The 15285-nt window shown below is 73.6% G+C and carries 14 protein-coding genes and 1 rRNA gene; 3 read left to right on the top strand and 12 right to left on the bottom strand.

Annotated elements, in window-relative coordinates:
• Positions 1-29 precede the first annotated feature (29 nt).
• A complete protein-coding gene (locus AB0G52_RS00075; RefSeq protein ID WP_361332359.1) occupies positions 30-1682 on the top strand; it encodes a PucR family transcriptional regulator in 1653 nt (550 codons plus the stop codon).
• Here the strand turns inward: AB0G52_RS00075 and AB0G52_RS00070 are convergent.
• The 5 genes from AB0G52_RS00070 to AB0G52_RS00050 form a co-directional block, all read right to left on the bottom strand.
• Positions 1679-2809, bottom strand: a complete 1131-nt coding sequence (locus AB0G52_RS00070; RefSeq protein ID WP_361332356.1) for a glycosyltransferase family 4 protein — start codon at positions 2807-2809, stop codon at positions 1679-1681. The genes AB0G52_RS00075 and AB0G52_RS00070 overlap by 4 nt on opposite strands.
• Positions 2810-3072: 263 nt before the next feature.
• Complete coding sequence (recN, locus tag AB0G52_RS00065) at positions 3073-4791, bottom strand: DNA repair protein RecN (protein ID WP_361332928.1); 1719 nt, start codon at positions 4789-4791, stop codon at positions 3073-3075.
• A gap of 160 nt (positions 4792-4951) precedes the next feature.
• The gene (locus AB0G52_RS00060) at positions 4952-5857 is read right to left on the bottom strand and encodes an NAD kinase (RefSeq protein WP_132889008.1); all 906 of its coding nucleotides are present in this window, start codon (positions 5855-5857) and stop codon (positions 4952-4954) included.
• The gene (locus AB0G52_RS00055) at positions 5854-6669 is read right to left on the bottom strand and encodes a TlyA family RNA methyltransferase (protein ID WP_132889007.1); all 816 of its coding nucleotides are present in this window, start codon (positions 6667-6669) and stop codon (positions 5854-5856) included. Before AB0G52_RS00055 ends, AB0G52_RS00060 begins: the two co-directional genes overlap by 4 nt.
• Before the next feature lie 7 nt (positions 6670-6676).
• The gene (locus AB0G52_RS00050) at positions 6677-6982 is read right to left on the bottom strand and encodes a hypothetical protein (RefSeq protein WP_132889006.1); all 306 of its coding nucleotides are present in this window, start codon (positions 6980-6982) and stop codon (positions 6677-6679) included.
• A 42-nt stretch (positions 6983-7024) separates the two neighbouring features.
• On the opposite strand from AB0G52_RS00050, the gene AB0G52_RS00045 reads away from it, so the two are divergent.
• On the top strand, positions 7025-7372 hold the full coding sequence (locus tag AB0G52_RS00045) for an SCP2 sterol-binding domain-containing protein (protein WP_132889005.1): 348 nt from the start codon (positions 7025-7027) through the stop codon (positions 7370-7372).
• Here the strand turns inward: AB0G52_RS00045 and AB0G52_RS00040 are convergent.
• The 4 genes from AB0G52_RS00040 to AB0G52_RS00025 all read right to left on the bottom strand — a co-directional run bounded on the left by AB0G52_RS00040 (position 7356) and on the right by AB0G52_RS00025 (position 11449).
• Positions 7356-8234 (bottom strand): ABC transporter ATP-binding protein, encoded by an 879-nt coding sequence (locus AB0G52_RS00040; RefSeq protein WP_132889004.1) that lies wholly within the window; start codon positions 8232-8234, stop codon positions 7356-7358. The genes AB0G52_RS00045 and AB0G52_RS00040 overlap by 17 nt on opposite strands.
• On the bottom strand, positions 8231-9268 hold the full coding sequence (locus AB0G52_RS00035; RefSeq protein ID WP_361332349.1) for an iron chelate uptake ABC transporter family permease subunit: 1038 nt from the start codon (positions 9266-9268) through the stop codon (positions 8231-8233). Before AB0G52_RS00035 ends, AB0G52_RS00040 begins: the two co-directional genes overlap by 4 nt.
• The gene (locus tag AB0G52_RS00030; RefSeq protein WP_361332346.1) at positions 9265-10308 is read right to left on the bottom strand and encodes an iron chelate uptake ABC transporter family permease subunit; all 1044 of its coding nucleotides are present in this window, start codon (positions 10306-10308) and stop codon (positions 9265-9267) included. Before AB0G52_RS00030 ends, AB0G52_RS00035 begins: the two co-directional genes overlap by 4 nt.
• A gap of 112 nt (positions 10309-10420) precedes the next feature.
• Positions 10421-11449, bottom strand: a complete 1029-nt coding sequence (locus tag AB0G52_RS00025) for an HAD-IIA family hydrolase (protein ID WP_361332343.1) — start codon at positions 11447-11449, stop codon at positions 10421-10423.
• Between the two features lie 83 nt (positions 11450-11532).
• On the opposite strand from AB0G52_RS00025, the gene AB0G52_RS00020 reads away from it, so the two are divergent.
• Positions 11533-12816 carry a DUF1015 domain-containing protein gene (locus AB0G52_RS00020; RefSeq protein WP_361332340.1) on the top strand — a complete coding sequence of 428 codons (1284 nt, stop codon included), beginning with the start codon at positions 11533-11535 and terminating at the stop codon, positions 12814-12816.
• A gap of 95 nt (positions 12817-12911) precedes the next feature.
• On the opposite strand, the gene AB0G52_RS00015 is transcribed toward AB0G52_RS00020, so the two are convergent.
• The 3 genes from AB0G52_RS00015 to rrf form a co-directional block, all read right to left on the bottom strand.
• Positions 12912-13709 (bottom strand): tetratricopeptide repeat protein, encoded by a 798-nt coding sequence (locus AB0G52_RS00015; protein ID WP_361332337.1) that lies wholly within the window; start codon positions 13707-13709, stop codon positions 12912-12914.
• The gene (locus tag AB0G52_RS00010) at positions 13691-14842 is read right to left on the bottom strand and encodes a hypothetical protein (RefSeq protein WP_361332334.1); all 1152 of its coding nucleotides are present in this window, start codon (positions 14840-14842) and stop codon (positions 13691-13693) included. Before AB0G52_RS00010 ends, AB0G52_RS00015 begins: the two co-directional genes overlap by 19 nt.
• A gap of 150 nt (positions 14843-14992) precedes the next feature.
• Positions 14993-15109 (bottom strand): 5S ribosomal RNA (rrf, locus tag AB0G52_RS00005).
• Positions 15110-15285: the final 176 nt, after the last annotated feature.

Here is a 15285-nt window from a genome sequence, read left to right as displayed (position 1 = left end):
GAGGCGTTCGCCCAGGTAGCGTCCGCCCCATGGACAGCGGGACGGGGAGCGGATTCGACACCCAGGGCGGCGGGATCACCGTGCAGCGGGCGCTTGAGCTGCCCGGGCTGCGCAGCGGGCTCCCAGAGATCCTGGCCTGCCCGGACCGGCTGGGCCGGACGGTGCGCTGGGTGCACGCGGGCGAGGTGCCGAACATCGCCTCGCTGCTGAAGGGCGGCGAGCTGCTGCTCACCACCGGCTACGGCCTGGGCACCCGGCCCACCGACCAGCGGGCGTTCGTGCGCACCCTCGCGGAGCGGGGCATCGCCGCCCTGGTGGTGGAGCTGGGCCCGCGTTTCTCCCGGCTGCCCGCCACGCTCGTCGACACCGCCCGGGCCACCGGGCTGCCGCTCGTCGTGCTGCACCGCGAGGTGCCCTTCGTGACGGTGACGGAGGAGATCCACACCGAGATCGTCAACCACCACTACACGCTCCTCCAGCGCGCCGAGGAGGTGCACCGCCGCTGCACCGAGGCCCTGCTGGGCGGCGGCGGGGTGCCGCAGGTGCTGGCCATCCTGGCCGACTTCAGCGCCAACCCGGTCTTCCTGGAGACCACCGACGGCCAGTTGCTGTACGCCGCCGGGTCGGGACCCGAGGGCGCGGATCCGCTCCAGGTGTGGGAGGGGCTGCGCGGGCAGCACCGGGACGCGCCGCCGCCGACCGGGTCCGTGCTGGTGGACGTGCCGGGCGGTGGACCCGGCACGGGCTCGGTGCGCGCCCGGCTGGTCCTGCTGCCGGTGCGCGGCCCCCTCGCTCCCGTCCACCGCATCGCCGCCGAACGCGCCGCCGGGATCGTCGCCGTCGTGCTGATGCAGGCCCGCCAGGAGGAGGAGCTGGCGGCCCGCGGGCGCGGCGACTTCCTGACCGACCTCGCCGAGGGCCGCATCACCGCTGCGGACGCCCCGGCCCAGGCCCGGGTCCTCGGCTTCAGGCCGGGCGGCGGCCCGCTGCTGCCCGTGGTCATGCGGATCGCCGACTCCCTCGCGCCGGGCTCCCCGGGCGGCGGCTGGGCCGTGCTCGCCCGGGCGGTCGGCGAGGAGCTGGCGGCGGTGGGCGTCCCGGTCCTGCTGGGCGTACGGCCGGTCGAGGGGCGGGTGCCGCTGCTGCTGGGCCTGCGCTCGGAGGCGGAGCGGACGACGGTCGCGGACCGGGTCGCGGCGGCGCTGCGGGCGGGCGTGGAGCGCGCCGGGATGCGGCGTCCCGGGGCGGCCGCGCCGGTCGTGGTGGTCGGGGCCGCCGGCGGCTGGGCGGCGGCCTCGGCGGGGCTGCGGCACGCGGCGGAGACGGCGACGGCCGCCCAGGGGCTCCCCGAACGCCCCTGGTACGACGCCCGCCGTCTGGACATCGACCTGCTGCTGTGGCGGCTGCGCGACCACCCCGACCTCGCCGCGTTCGTGGACCGTGCGATCGGCCCGCTCCGCGAGCACGACCACCGCTCCAGGCCGCCGTTGCTGCCCACCCTGGAGACGTATCTGGCGCACGCAGGCCGCAAGGCGGAGACGGCCCGCGAACTGCACCTCAACCGTCAGACCCTCTACAACCGCCTCGCCAGGATCGGGGAGCTGCTGGGCACCGACCTCGACGACCCGCAGGTGGTCCTGGCACTGAGCCTGGCACTCAGGGCCCGCAGGCACGTGTCCTAGAAAGGCTGGGGCTGGGTCAGTTCGTCGTAGACGCTGAGGACCTGGGCCACCGTCTCGTCCTCGGTCGGCCAGCTCGCCGCCTGCCGGGCGCCCTTCTCGCGCAGTTCCGCGCACCGCTCGGGGTCGCCGAGCAGGCGTACGACGGCGGCGGCGAGGGCCGGCGCGTCGCCGTACGGGACGAGTTCGGCCGCGTCTCCGACCAGGTCGGGGGTGCCGCCGACGGCGGTCGCGACCAGGGGCACGCGCGCGTGCAGGGCCTCCTGCGCGAGGACCGAGCGGGACTCCCAACGGCTGGGCAGCAGCGCGAGATCGGCGGCGGCGAGCAGTTCGGTGGCGTCGTCCCGGCGGCCGAGGAGCCGGACGGGCAGTTCCTCCGCCTCGATCCGCCGCTGCAACTCCGCACGGAGCGGGCCCTCTCCGGCGACGACGAGCAGCGGTACCGGGTCGAGCCGTCGCCAGGCGTGGGCCGCGTCCAGCAGGACGTCGTAGCCGCGGTGCCGGTCGAGGGAGCCGACGGCCATGAGCAACGGCCTTCCCATGGCGCCGAGTTCGGCGCGCACCTTGGGCCGCAGCCCCTCCGGGTCGTCCGGCTTCGCGGGCCGCGGTCCGGGCAGCGCCACGGCGGCGAGCCGGGCGTCCCGGGCTCCGGTGCGGCGGGCGCGGTCCACCAGGTCGGACGTGGTCCCGAGGACCACCGCGGCGGCCCGCGCCACGCGCCGCTCCAGCATCCGCAGCAGATGCGCCCGGGCACCCTCGGCGTGCGCCCGGTTGTGCCAGGTGACGACGAGCGGGGTGCTGCGGCCGCTCAGTGCGAGCGCCGCACGGAAGGAGGCGTGCAGGCCGTGGGCGTGCACCAGGTCGGCACCGGTGCAGGCCGCCCGGAGCGCGGCGACCGACCCCGGGTCGCTGCTGCGCGGCACGTGGACGTGGTCGGCGCCGGCGTCCGAGAAGCCGTAGGCGCGTTCGGCCTCCACGGGGGCGCACACCGTGACCCGCACGCCGCGCGCGACGAGGCCGGCGGCCAGCGAACGCACGTGCGCACTGCTGCCGGCGTTGCCGCCGCCCAGCACCTGCACGGTGCGCAGCGGCGACTGGCCGAGCGGTGCGTTGCTGCTCACGGGGCTCACGCGGCCGTGCTCCTGGTTCGGCGTGGGGCGGTCACGAGGGAACGTACAGAAGGTATCGGGCCGAAGGGGTCGCCGTGCGCCTCCCCCGGACACCCCGTCCCCGCCAAGGATGCCAGCACACAAGGGGGTTCCGCGTACCCCAGGGCGGCACATACCGAGGCGGGCCGGGGCAATGCGCCGGAGCGTGTCACCCGGGAGAGTGAAGAAAGGGGCCCGCCGAGGCGGGCGCGGGGCGGCGCACCGATGCGCCGCCCCGTGTTCTGTCAGCGGTCGGCGCGGGCCGTCGCGAGCAGTTCCTCCGCGTGCGCCCGGGCCGTCTCCGAGTCCTCCTGGCCGGCCAGCATCCGGGACAGCTCCCGGACCCGCTCCTCGCCCTCCAGGACCTTCACGCCGGAGCGGGTGACCGTGCCGTCGTTGGTCTTCTCGACCAGCAACTGGCGGTCGGCGAAGGCGGCCACCTGGGGAAGGTGGGTGACCACGACGACCTGAGCGGACTTGGCGAGCTTCGCGAGACGCCGGCCGATCTCGACCGCCGCCTTGCCGCCCACGCCCGCGTCGACCTCGTCGAAGAGGTACGTCGGGACCGGGTCGGTGCCCGCGAAGACGACCTCCACCGCGAGCATCACCCGGGACAGCTCACCGCCGGAGGCGCCCTTGGCGATCGGGCGCGGCGGGGCGCCGGGGTGCGGGGCGAGGAGCAGCTCGACCTCGTCGGCGCCCGCCGGACCGTAGGCCACCGGACGGCCGCCGACCTCCACGCCCTCGGGGTCCTCGGTCTGCCGGATCGCGAAGGACACGCGCGCGTGCGGCATCGCCAGGGAGCCCAGCTCGGCGGTGACGGCCGCGGCGAACCGCTCGGCGGCCTCCGTCCGCGCGTCGGTCAACGCCTGCGCGAGTGCGCCCAGTTCGGCACGGAGCGCGTCCCGCTCCGCGGTCAGCTCGTCGATCCGCTCGTCGTCGCCGTCGAGTTCGCCGAGCCGCGCGGCACCCTGCTCGGCCCAGGCCAGCACCGCGCCGACGTCCTCGCCGTACTTCCGGGTCAGCGCGGTGAGCGCGGCCCGCCGCTCCTCCACGGCCGCCAGCCGCAGCGGGTCGGCGTCCAGGTCGTCGGCGTACCCGGCCAGCTCCCCGGCCACGTCGCCCAGCAGGATCCCGATCTCACCGATCCGGTCGGCGAGCGCGGCGAGCGCCGGGTCGTGCGACCGTACGGCCTCCAGGGCCCGGTGGGCGCCCGCGACCAGGGTGGCCGCGTCGATGCCCTCGGGGTCCTCGGGGTTGCCCGCGAGCGCGGAGTGCGCGGCGGTCGCGGCCGACGACAGCGCCTCGGCGTGCCCGAGCCGCTCGGCCTCCTCGGCGAGCTCGACGTCCTCGCCGGGCCGCGGCTCCACGGCCGCGATCTCCTCCAGCCCGTACCGCAGCATGTCGGCTTCCTGGGCCCGCTCACGCGCCCGGGTGACGATCTCGTCCAGTTCCACCGTCACGGCCCGCAGCCGCCGGTACGCCTCGCCGTACTTGGCGAGCGGCACGGCGACGCCGTCGCCCGCGTACCGGTCGAGGGCCTGGCGCTGCCGGGACAGCTTCAGCAGGCCCTGCTGGTCGGTCTGCCCGTGCACGGCCACCAGGTCGTCGGCGAGCTCGGCGAGCAGCCCCACGGGCACGCTCCGCCCGCCCAGGTGCGCCCGGGAACGCCCTTCGGCTGAAACGGTACGGCTGATCAGCAGCGCCCCGTCGTCCAGCTCGGCACCGGCCTCCTCGGCCCGTACGCCCGCGGAGGCGCCCTCGGGCACGGTGACGCGCCCCTCGACGACCGCCTTCTCGGACCCGATCCGCACGAGCGCGGGATCCGCCCGCCCGCCGAGCAGCAGCCCGAGGCTGGTGACCACCATGGTCTTGCCCGCACCGGTCTCACCGGTGACGGCGGTGAACCCCGGCGACAGCTCGACGACGGCGTCGTCGATGACTCCGAGGGACCGTATCCGCATCTCTTCCAGCACGAAGAAGACCTTACGAGGTCGGGACCGAGAAGTGCGAGGTGCCCTTGTCACTCGGGCGAGTGTCCCTGCCTGAGGGGCGCGGGGAACTGCGCGACAAGCCACGAAGCACCCGCACTCGCCGACGCTCCCCGCCGCCCCCTTCGAACCGCTAGTGCGGTGCCCCCCGCCACCCGGAGACCGGCAGCGCGAACTTCGCGACCAGCCGGTCCGTGAACGACGCGTGGTGCAGCCGTGCCAGCCGCACCGGCACCGCCCCCCGCCGCACCTCCACCCGCGCCCCCGGCGGCAGCTCCACCGTCCGCCGTCCGTCACACCACAGCACTCCCGGCTGGATGTGCGGCAGCACCTCCACCGCGAGCACCGAGTCCGGCGACGTCACCAGCGGCTTCGCGAACAGCGCGTGCGCGGAGATCGGCACCATCAGCAGCGCCTCGACCTCCGGCCACACCACCGGCCCGCCGGCGGAGAAGGCGTAGGCGGTGGACCCGGTCGGCGTCGACAGCACGATGCCGTCGCACCCGAACCCCGTCACCGGCCGCCCGTCGATCTCCAGCACGACTTCCAGGAGCTTCTCGGCGCCCGCCTTCTGCACGGCCGCCTCGTTCAGCGCCCAGTCGGTGTGCACGATGTCCCCGTTGCGGTGCACGACGACGTCGACCGTCATCCGCTCCTCGACCTCGTACGCCCGGCTCACCACCCGGTCGACGACCTTGTCCAGGTCGTCCCGCTCGGCCTCCGCGAGGAACCCGACGCTCCCGAGGTTGACGCCGAGCATCGGCACCCCGGAGGCACGCGCGAACTCGGCGCCGCGCAGCAGCGTCCCGTCACCGCCGAGCACGATCAGCAGCTCACAGCCGTCGAGGCTGTGCGGCGACGCCTCCTCGACGAGTTCCACCTCGTCGGGCAGCGGCAGGTCGCGGGCCTCGAAATCCAGGACCCGTACGCCGACTCCCGCCGCCAGCAGCCCTTTCACCACCAGTTCGGCGCTGCGGATCGCCGCGGGCCGCCCGGTGTGGGCGAGGAGGAAAACAGTACGAGCTCGGTTCTGTGTCAACGCGGCCCCTCCGCCACTGCACGGTCAACGTCGGCCGGATCCAACGGGGGTGCGCCGGCCCGCAGCCACAGAAAGTACTCGACGTTGCCCGACGGACCGGGCAGCGGACTGGCGGTGACACCGTTCACCCCGAGCCCCAGTTCCCACGCCTTGTCGGCAACCCCCCGCACGGCCTCCGCCCGCAGCTGCGGACTCCGTACGACTCCCCCGCTGCCCAGTCGCTCCTTGCCCACCTCGAACTGCGGCTTGACCATCATCACCAGGTCGGCGTCCGGCTTCACACACCGCGCCAGGGCCGGCAGCACCAGCCCGAGCGGGATGAAGGACAGATCACCCACGACTAGATCCACAGGCTCCCCATCGATCGCTTCAAGCGTCAACTCGCGTACGTTCGTACGGTCCTTGACGGTGACGCGTTCATCGCTCTGCAGAGACCAGGCGAGTTGGCCGTACCCCACGTCGACGGCGACGACGTGCGCGGCGCCCGCCCGCAGCAGCACATCGGTGAAGCCGCCGGTCGACGCCCCGGCGTCCAGCGCACGCCGCCCGGCCACCACGAGGCCGCGCGGTACGAACGCCTGGAGCGCGCCCGCGAGCTTGTGCCCGCCCCGGGACACGTACTCGGGATCGCTGTCGTCGCTCTGCACGACGATCGCCGCGGCGGTCTCCACCTGCGTGGCCGGCTTGGTCGCGACGGTCTTGCCGACGGACACCCGCCCGGCGGCGATCAGCTGGCTGGCGTGCTCGCGCGAGCGCGCCAGCTTGCGGCGGACCAGCTCCGCGTCCAGACGGCGACGTGCGACTCCTGCCACGGTGGGTTCAGCTCCTGCTCTGGTGGTACGGCGGTGCGGGCACCGGGGGCCCCGGAGGTCCCGGGCGGGTGTCGAGCGCCGTGAGCGCGTCGCGCAGTCCCCGGTGTACATCCTCGTACACCTCCAGATGCCCGTCGGTGCCGAGGTGGTCGGCGTCGCCCAGCCGGTCGAGCAGGGCGTCGACCCCGGCGTCGCCGGTGGGGGTGCGGGGTACGTCCAGCGGGGCGGGGGCGGCGGGGTCGTACTCGGGTTCGGCGGCTACCGCGACCGGGTTCGTCTCCGCCACCTGGCCCTCGGGCACAGAGTCGGTCATGCCCCGACGCTACCCCGAACCGCTGGGGTACCGTCGATCGCGATGGCCACGATCGAGGAGTGCCGCGCCGCACTCGAGAAGCTCTCGCACAACATGGGTGGCGCCGAGGGCGGCGTCCGGGCGGCCGCCGCCATGGACCGCACGGTCAGCTGCCACATCACTGACCTGGACGTCACCTTCGCCGGCCGGCTCACCGGCGGCCGGATCGAGGTGGCGGAGACGTTCCCCGGGCCGCCCCGCGAGAAGGCGCAGATCAGACTCGCCATGGCCGGCGACGACCTGGTGGCCCTGGTGGACGGCGAGCTGAACTTCGCCGGGGCCTGGGGCTCGGGCCGGGTGAAGCTGGAGGCGAACCTGCTGGACCTGTTCCGGCTCAGGAAGTTGCTGTGACCCCGCTCGCCGCGGCCCCCCGCGTGCCGGCCCGCGCCTTCCGGGCCGCCGGCACCACCAGCGGGGTCCCCGTCTCCGGGTCGTCGATCACCTGACAGGCCAGCCCGAACACCTCCTCGACCAGTGCGGCGGTGACGATGTCGTTCGGGGCGCCCTCCGCGACGACCCGGCCGCCCTTGAGCGCGATCAGATGGGTGGCGTAGCGGGCCGCGTGGTTGAGGTCGTGCAGGACCGCGACCAGGGTCCGTCCCTGCTCTTCGTGGAGTTCCGCGCACAGGTCGAGGACGTCGATCTGGTGCTGGATGTCCAGGTAGGTGGTCGGCTCGTCGAGGAGCAGCAGCGGGGTCTGCTGGGCGAGCGCCATGGCGATCCAGACACGCTGGCGCTGCCCGCCGGAGAGTTCGTCGACGTAGCGGTCGGCGAGCTCGGCGACCCCGGTCTGCGCCATCGACTCCCGGACGACCCGTTCGTCCTCGGCCGACCACTGGCGCAGCAGGCCCTGGTGCGGGTAACGGCCGCGGCCGACCAGGTCGGCGACGGTGATGCCGTCGGGCGCGACGGACGACTGCGGGAGCAGGCCGAGGGTGCGGGCGACCTTCTTGGCCGGCATCGACTGGATGACCTGGCCGTCCAGGAGCACCCGGCCCTGGCTGGGGCGGAGCATCCGGGACAGGGCGCGCAGCAGCGTCGACTTCCCGCAGGCGTTCGGACCGACGATCACCGTGAAGGAGTTGTCGGGGATCTCCACCGACAACTGCTCGGCGATGACCCGCCGGTCGTAGGCGAGGGTGACGTTCTCGGCGGACAGGCGGTTCACAGTACTCCTCGGGTCGTTCGTCCCGCCGGTGGGGATCGGGCTCATATCCGGCCCGCCCTGCGCTCGGTGACGAGGAGCCAGAGCAGGTAGACACCGCCGAGGACGCCGGTGACCACGCCCACGGGCAGCTGGTCGGCGCCGAACGCGCGCTGGGACGCCCAGTCCGCGGTGACGAGCAGGGTGGCACCCATGCACAGGGAGGCCACCAGGTTGGGTCCCGGTGAGCGGGTCAGGCGGCGGGCGAGCTGCGGTGCGGTGAGCGCCACGAAGCTCACCGGACCGGCCGCGGCGGTGGCGGCCGCGGTCAGCAGCACCGCGGACACCATGAGCAGCATCCGCACCCGCTCCACCCGTACCCCCAGGGCGTACGACACGTCGTCGCCCATCTCCGTCACGCGCAGGCCCCGGGCGTTGGCGAGGACCAGCGGGACGAGGACCGCGCACAGCGCGAGCAGCGGCCAGACCTGGCTCCAGTCACGGCCGTTGAGGGATCCGGTCATCCAGACGACCGCGCGGGTGGCGTCCACCAGGTCGGCCTTGGTGAGCAGATAGCCGTTGACCGCGGTGACGATCGCGGAGACACCGATGCCGACCAGGACCAGACGGTAGCCGTGCACACCCTGCTTCCAGGCGAGCAGATAGATGCCGAGGCCGGTCAGCAGGCCGCCGATCAGCGCACCGACGGTGACCTGGGTGGCGCTGCCGGACAGCAGCACGATCACGACGAGGGCGCCGGACGTGGCGCCCTGGGACAGGCCCAGGACGTCCGGGCTGCCCAGCGGGTTGCGGGAGATCGACTGGAACAGCGCTCCGCCGAGCCCCAGCGAGGCGCCGACCAGCAGACCGACCAGGACCCGCGGCAGCCGCAGTTCGTCGACGATGAACTCCTGCCCGGCGGTGCCGTCGCCGGCCAGCGTCCTGAGCACGTCTCCGAAGGAGATCGGGAAGTCGCCGGTGCCGATCAGCACGACACTCGCGGCGGCCGCGGCCAGCAGCAGCGCCACCACGACGACCAGCGCGCGCAGGTCCGCCCGCACGGAGAGCCCGCCGGGGGTGCGCAGGGTACGCGTGTTCCTCACAGCTGGGCCGTCCTCCGCCGTCGTACGAGAAGAATGAAGACCGGCCCGCCGATGACCGCGGTGACGATGCCGACCTGGAGCTCCGAGGGACGGGCGACGATCCGGCCGACGACGTCGGCACCGAGCAGCAGCACCGGCGACAGGACCGTCGCGTAGGGCAGGATCCAGCGCAGGTCCGGGCCGGTGAAGGAGCGCACCACGTGCGGCACCATCAGCCCGACGAAGGCGATCGGACCGCAGGCCGCGGTGGCCGCGCCGCACAGCACGGTGGCGGCGAGCATGGCGAGGGCCCGGGTACGGCCCAGGTTCGCGCCGAGGGCACGGGCGGTGTCGTCGCCCATCGCCACCGCGTTCAGCGGCCGAGCCAGGCCGAGGGCGAGCAGGGTGCCCACCGCGAGGAACGGCAGCACCTGCACGATCGTCGCGTCGCTCGCCGAGGCCAGCGAACCCACCGTCCAGAAACGCAGCTTGTTGAGCGCCGCGCCGTCCGTGATCATCACGGCCTGGAGATAGCCGTAGAGCGCGGCGCTGATCGCGGTGCCCGCGAGGGCGAGCCGTACCGGGGTGGCGCCCCGGCTGCCGCCCAGGAACCACACCAGCGCACCCACCACGGCCGCGCCGGCGAACGCGAACCACACATACCCGCGCAGCGTGGTGACGCCGAAGAAGGTGATGGCGGTGACCACGGCGGCCGAGGCGCCCGCGTTGATGCCGAGCAGCCCGGGGTCGGCCAGCGGGTTGCGGGTGAGCGCCTGGAGCACCGCCCCGGACAGGCCGAGGGCGGCACCGGCCAGCAGACCGAGGACGGTCCGCGACAGCCGCTCGTCGACGACCACGTCCCCGTACGTCCCGGTGTCGTGGAACAGACCGTGCCAGACCTGCTCCCACGGCAGCTCCTTGGCGCCGATCGCGATGCTCGCCAGGGCGACGAGCACCAGGATCCCGACGGAACCGAGAAGACCAAGGGACCGTATCGCCCGGTGGGTTGGGGGCGCGGGGGCGGTGTCCGCGCGCTGCTCGGAGGGACTGTCGACCAACACGTGGTTAGGTTAGCCTACCCTCGCAAAAGTCGGGGTGTCCGGTGCCGCCGACGCACGCCGCCCGCGCGGGCGCGGAGCCCTCAGGCCGTCAGAGCACGGAGCCCTCAGGCCGTCAGAGACCGAGCCGCGCCAGCGCCTTGCCCCCGTCCAGCCCGCAGGAGCCCTCCCCGGCCGCCGTCCAGGCCGCCGCGCACAACGCCCGCAGCCCGTCGAGCGCCTCCCCGTCACCCGACAGCTCCAGCTCCTCCGCTCCGGCCGTGGCGGTCCACCCCCCGCACCGGAACCCGTCACCCTCGGCGCTCACGTCCGGCTGCCCGGTGAGCAGCCCCCGCAGATCGGCGTCCACGTACGTCGGCCGGTGCTGCGGCGGCGCGGCCAGCAGCCGGGGCCCGTCGGTGACGCCGGTCAGCACGAGCAGCGAGTCGACACCGCCGTTGAACGCGCCCTCGATGTCGGTGTCCAGCCGGTCCCCGACCACCAACGGCCGCTTCGCGCCCGTCCGCAGGATCGTCTCCCGGTGCATCGGCGGCAGCGGCTTGCCCGCCACCTGCGGCTCCGCACCCGTCGCGATCCGCACCACCTCCACCGCCGCGCCGTTGCCCGGCGCGATCCCCCGCCCACTGGGGATCGTCAGATCCGTGTTGGACGCGAACCACGGCACCCCGCGCGCCACCGCGTACGACGCCTCCGCGAACCGGCCCCATGGCAGATCCGGCCCGCCGAACCCCTGCACCACGGCAGCCGGATCGTCGTCGGCGGACTCCACCGGCTCCAGCCCCCGCTCCCGCAGCGCGACCCGCAGCCCCTCACCCCCGATCACCAGCACCCGCGCCCTGGCCGGCACCTGCTCACTGATCAGCCGCGCCACCGCCTGCGCCGAGGTGATGACGTCGGCGGCCTCCGTCGGGATCCCCAGCTCCGTGAGATGCCCGGCCACCGCGTCCGGCGTCCGCAGCGCGTTGTTGGTGACGTACGCCAGACGCATGCCGCCCGAGCGGGCCACCTCCAACGACTCCACGGCGTGCGCGATCGCGCTGCCGCCCGCGTACACCACCCCGTCCAGATCGAGCAGCGCCGTGTCGTACGCCGTGCTCAGGGCCTGTCCGCTGCCCTCGGGACCAGTCCTGGTGCCCTGGCTCATTCCCCATCGCTCCTTGTCACTCTCGCTCGACCCGCCTTCCCCACCGATCATCCCGCACGCATCGACACACGTACGATGCCGGGATGAACACTGCAGGTCACTCGGAAGCAACGGAGCGCCGAGGCCTGGAACTCACCCCGTTCCGAGGCCTTCGCTACGACCCGGACCGGGTCGGCAGTCTGGCGGCCGTCACCTCCCCGCCGTACGACGTCGTCGTACGCCCCGACGGAGTCCACCACCTCCAGTCCGCGGACCCGCACAACATCGTCCGCCTCATCCTTCCCCAGGCCGGCACCCCCAGCGCCCGCACCGGACAGGCGGCGGACACCCTGCGCCGCTGGCAGGCCGAGGGCATCCTCGCCCTGGACCCGGAACCCGGCCTGTACGTCTACGAACAGCGCGACGACAACGGCCTGCTCCAGCGCGGGGTCATCGGCGCCCTGCGCGTCTCGGAGCCGTCCGAGGGCGTGGTGCTGCCGCACGAGGAGGTCATGCCCCCGGTCGTCGCCGACCGCGCGGCCCTGATGCGCGCCACCTCCGCCAACCTGGAACCCCTGCTGCTCACCTACCGGGGCGACGGCACCGCCGCCGAGGTCGTCGAGGCCACGACCGGACGGCCCCCGCTGCTCGCGACCACCACGGAGGACGGCTTCCACCACCGCCTCTGGTCGATCACCGACCCCGCCGAGGTGGCCCGTATCCAGTCCGACCTGGGCCACCACCAGGCCCTGATCGCCGACGGCCACCACCGCTGGGCCACCTACCTGCGGCTGCGCGCGGAGCACGCCTCCCCCAGCCCCTGGGACTACGGCCTGGTGCTCCTCGTGGACACCGCCCGCTACCCGCTGCGCGTCCGCGCCATCCACCGCCTGCTGCACGGCCTGCCGGTCGCGGACGCCCTGACGGCCGTCGAGGGGCACTTCCGGGTGCGCCGGCTCGACGTGACCCTGCCGAAGGCACAGGAGGCGCTCGCGGACGCGGCCTGCGCCGGCAACGCGTTCCTGCTGGCCGGGGACGGCACGTTCCATCTCCTCGACCGTCCCGACCCGGACCTGCTGGCCCGCACCGTCCCGGCCGACCGCCCGGCCCCCTGGCGCACCCTGGACGCCACCGTCCTGCACACCACGCTCCTCGAACACGTCTGGCACATCCCCGAGGACTCCCCCGCCCACATCGCCTACATCCACGACGCGGCGGCGACGGTCACCAAGGCCGAACAGGACGGCAGTACGGCCGTCCTCATGCACCCGGTCCGCGAGGAGGTCGTCCGTGACCTCGCCCGCCAGGGTGTGACGATGCCCCGCAAGTCGACGTCCTTCGGTCCGAAGCCGGCCTCGGGGCTGGTGCTGCGGGCGCTCGACGTCTGAGCGCCCTGGGGCCCTGGGGGGAAGGCGGAAGGGGCAGGCCCCGGATCGGAGCCCGCCCCTTCTGCTGTGTCACGCCGCTATGTCACGCGCCGGGATCAGTCCCGCTCGGTGTCGTCGTGGGTGCCGTCGTCGGTGCCGTCGTCGGTGTCGGGCTCGTGGGCCGTCCCGTCGGCCAGGGACTCGGACCTGCCGGACTCGGACTTGCCCTCGTCCGTGACGGCGACCTCGGCCTCGTCGTTCGCGTCGTCGTCCCCGTCCTCGTCCAGGGCGTCGAGGAACTCGACCCCGTCCAGCTCGGCCAGCCGGTCGGAGGCGTCCGTGCTGCCGTCCCGGTCGGCCTCCACGGCCTTGGCGAACCACTCCCGGGCCTCGTCGACCCGGCCGGCGGCCAGCAGGGCGTCGGCGTAGGCGTAGCGCAGCCGCGCGGTCCACGGCTGGACGGAGTTGGACGCCAGCTCGGGGCTCTGCAGGGTCACGATCGCCGCGTCCAGCTGCCCCATGTCACGCCGGGCACCGGCGGCGACGAGCCGCATCTCGACCTGGCCCGCCTTGTCGAGCTTGTGCACCTCGGGGGCGCCGGCCATGTCGAGCGCCTTCTCCGGCCGCCCGAGTCCACGCTCGCAGTCGGCCATCACCGGCCACAGCTCCACGCTGCCGGTCATGCGCCGAGCCGCCCGGAACTCGGCGAGCGCCTCGGAGTACTTCTGGTTCGCGTAGGCGGCGAACCCGGCCGCCTCGCGTACGGCGGCGACACGGGACGCCAGCCGCAGGGCCACCCTGGAGTAGCCGTAGGCGCCCTCGGGGTCCTCGTCGATGAGCCGCGCGACCATCACCAGGTTCCTGGCGACGTCGTCCGCGAGCGTCTTGGGCAGGCTCAGCAGCTCCTGGCGCACGTCCTTGTCGATCTCGTCGCCGGTGACATCCTCCGGGATCGGCAGCCTCTTGATCGGCTCGCGGTCGCGGTCGCGGTCCCGGTCACGGTCGTCGCGGCCACGGAAGCCACCGCCGCGCCGGTCGTCGCGCCGGTCGTCCCGGCGATCGTCCCTGCGGAAGCCGCCGCCGCGGTTGTCGTCGCGCCGGGGGCCGCGGTCGTCACGGCGGTCGTCGCGGCGCGGGTAGCCGCTGCCGCCACGGCTGTCGTCGCGGCGGGGGTAGCCACCGCCACCGCGGCTGTCGTCGCGGCGGGGACCGCGGTCGTCGCGCCGGTCGTCACGGCGGCCGTAGCCACCGCCGCCACCGCGGTTGTCGTCACGACGGCCGTAGCCGCCACCGCCGCCACGGTTGTCGTCACGACGGTCGTCCCGACGGAACCCACCGCGGTCATCGCGGTCGTCACGCCGGAACGAGGGCCGGTCGTCACGGCGGTCGTCACGCCGGTCATCGCGACGGTCGTCACGGCGGTCGTCACGGCGGAACGCGGGACGGTCACCGCGGTCGTCACGACGCGGACCACGGTCACCACGGTCATCACGACGGCCGTAGCCGCCACTGCCACCACGGTTGTCGTCACGGCGGCCGTAGCCACCGCCGCCACCGCGGTTGTCGTCCCGACGGCCGTAGCCGCCACCGCCGCCACGGTTGTCGTCACGACGGTCGTCCCGACGGAACCCACCGCGGTCATCGCGGTCGTCACGCCGGAACGAGGGCCGGTCGTCACGACGATCATCGCGACGGTCGTCACGGCGGTCGTCACGGCGGAACGCGGGACGGTCACCGCGGTCGTCACGACGCGGACCACGGTCACCACGGTCATCACGACGACCGTAACCACCACTGCCACCACGGTCGTCACGGCGGTCATCACGCTGGAACCCCGGACGGGAACCGCGGTTGTCGTCGCGACGGCCGTAACCACCGCCGCTGCCACGGTTGTCGTCGCGGCGGAATCCACCACGATCGTCACCACGCCGGTCGTCACGCCGGTCGTCACGTCGTCCGTATCCGCCGCCACCGCCCCCGCGGCTGTCGTCACGACGGACGTCGCGCCGGCCGTAACCACCGCGGTCCCCACGGTCGTTACGGTCACCACTGTCCCGTCGCCGCTGGTCGCGCTCCGGTCGGTCGTCGGGAGAGTTGGTGGACATGGTGACTCCTGTCTTAGGTACCGCAAGCATTGTAAAAACAAAAGGACCCCTGGTCCCAGCTGAACGCTGGGACCAGGGGTCCTCCAAAGATTGTTCGGCGGCGTCCTACTCTCCCACAGGGTCCCCCCTGCAGTACCATCGGCGCTGTGAGGCTTAGCTTCCGGGTTCGGAATGTAACCGGGCGTTTCCCTCACGCTATGACCACCGAAACCCTAATGGTTTCGAGCGAACAAGCACACTCTTCAATTGTGTGTTCAGCTCTAGCCGGCAACGGTCGTTGCCTCAGAACTAACACAGTGGACGCGAGCAACTGAGGACAAGCCCTCGGCCTATTAGTACCGGTCACCTCCACCAGTTACCTGGCTTCCAGATCCGGCCTATCAAC

Origin of the sequence: Streptomyces sp. NPDC021562 (assembly GCF_040640875.1) — a bacterium.
GTDB lineage: Bacteria > Actinomycetota > Actinomycetes > Streptomycetales > Streptomycetaceae > Streptomyces.
The sequence above is the reverse complement of the archived record's forward strand: the minus strand, read 5'-3'. Positions and strand labels throughout refer to the sequence as shown.

Coding starts and splice junctions, on each gene's coding strand:
- AB0G52_RS00075 (WP_361332359.1), top strand. CDS start 30: ATGGACAGCGGGACGGGGAGCGGATTCGACACCCAGGGCGGCGGGATC.
- recN (WP_361332928.1), bottom strand. CDS start 4,791: ATGCGGATACGGTCCCTCGGAGTCATCGACGACGCCGTCGTCGAGCTG.
- AB0G52_RS00050 (WP_132889006.1), bottom strand. CDS start 6,982: ATGACCGACTCTGTGCCCGAGGGCCAGGTGGCGGAGACGAACCCGGTC.
- AB0G52_RS00045 (WP_132889005.1), top strand. CDS start 7,025: ATGGCCACGATCGAGGAGTGCCGCGCCGCACTCGAGAAGCTCTCGCAC.
- AB0G52_RS00040 (WP_132889004.1), bottom strand. CDS start 8,234: ATGAGCCCGATCCCCACCGGCGGGACGAACGACCCGAGGAGTACTGTG.
- AB0G52_RS00025 (WP_361332343.1), bottom strand. CDS start 11,449: ATGAGCCAGGGCACCAGGACTGGTCCCGAGGGCAGCGGACAGGCCCTG.
- AB0G52_RS00020 (WP_361332340.1), top strand. CDS start 11,533: ATGAACACTGCAGGTCACTCGGAAGCAACGGAGCGCCGAGGCCTGGAA.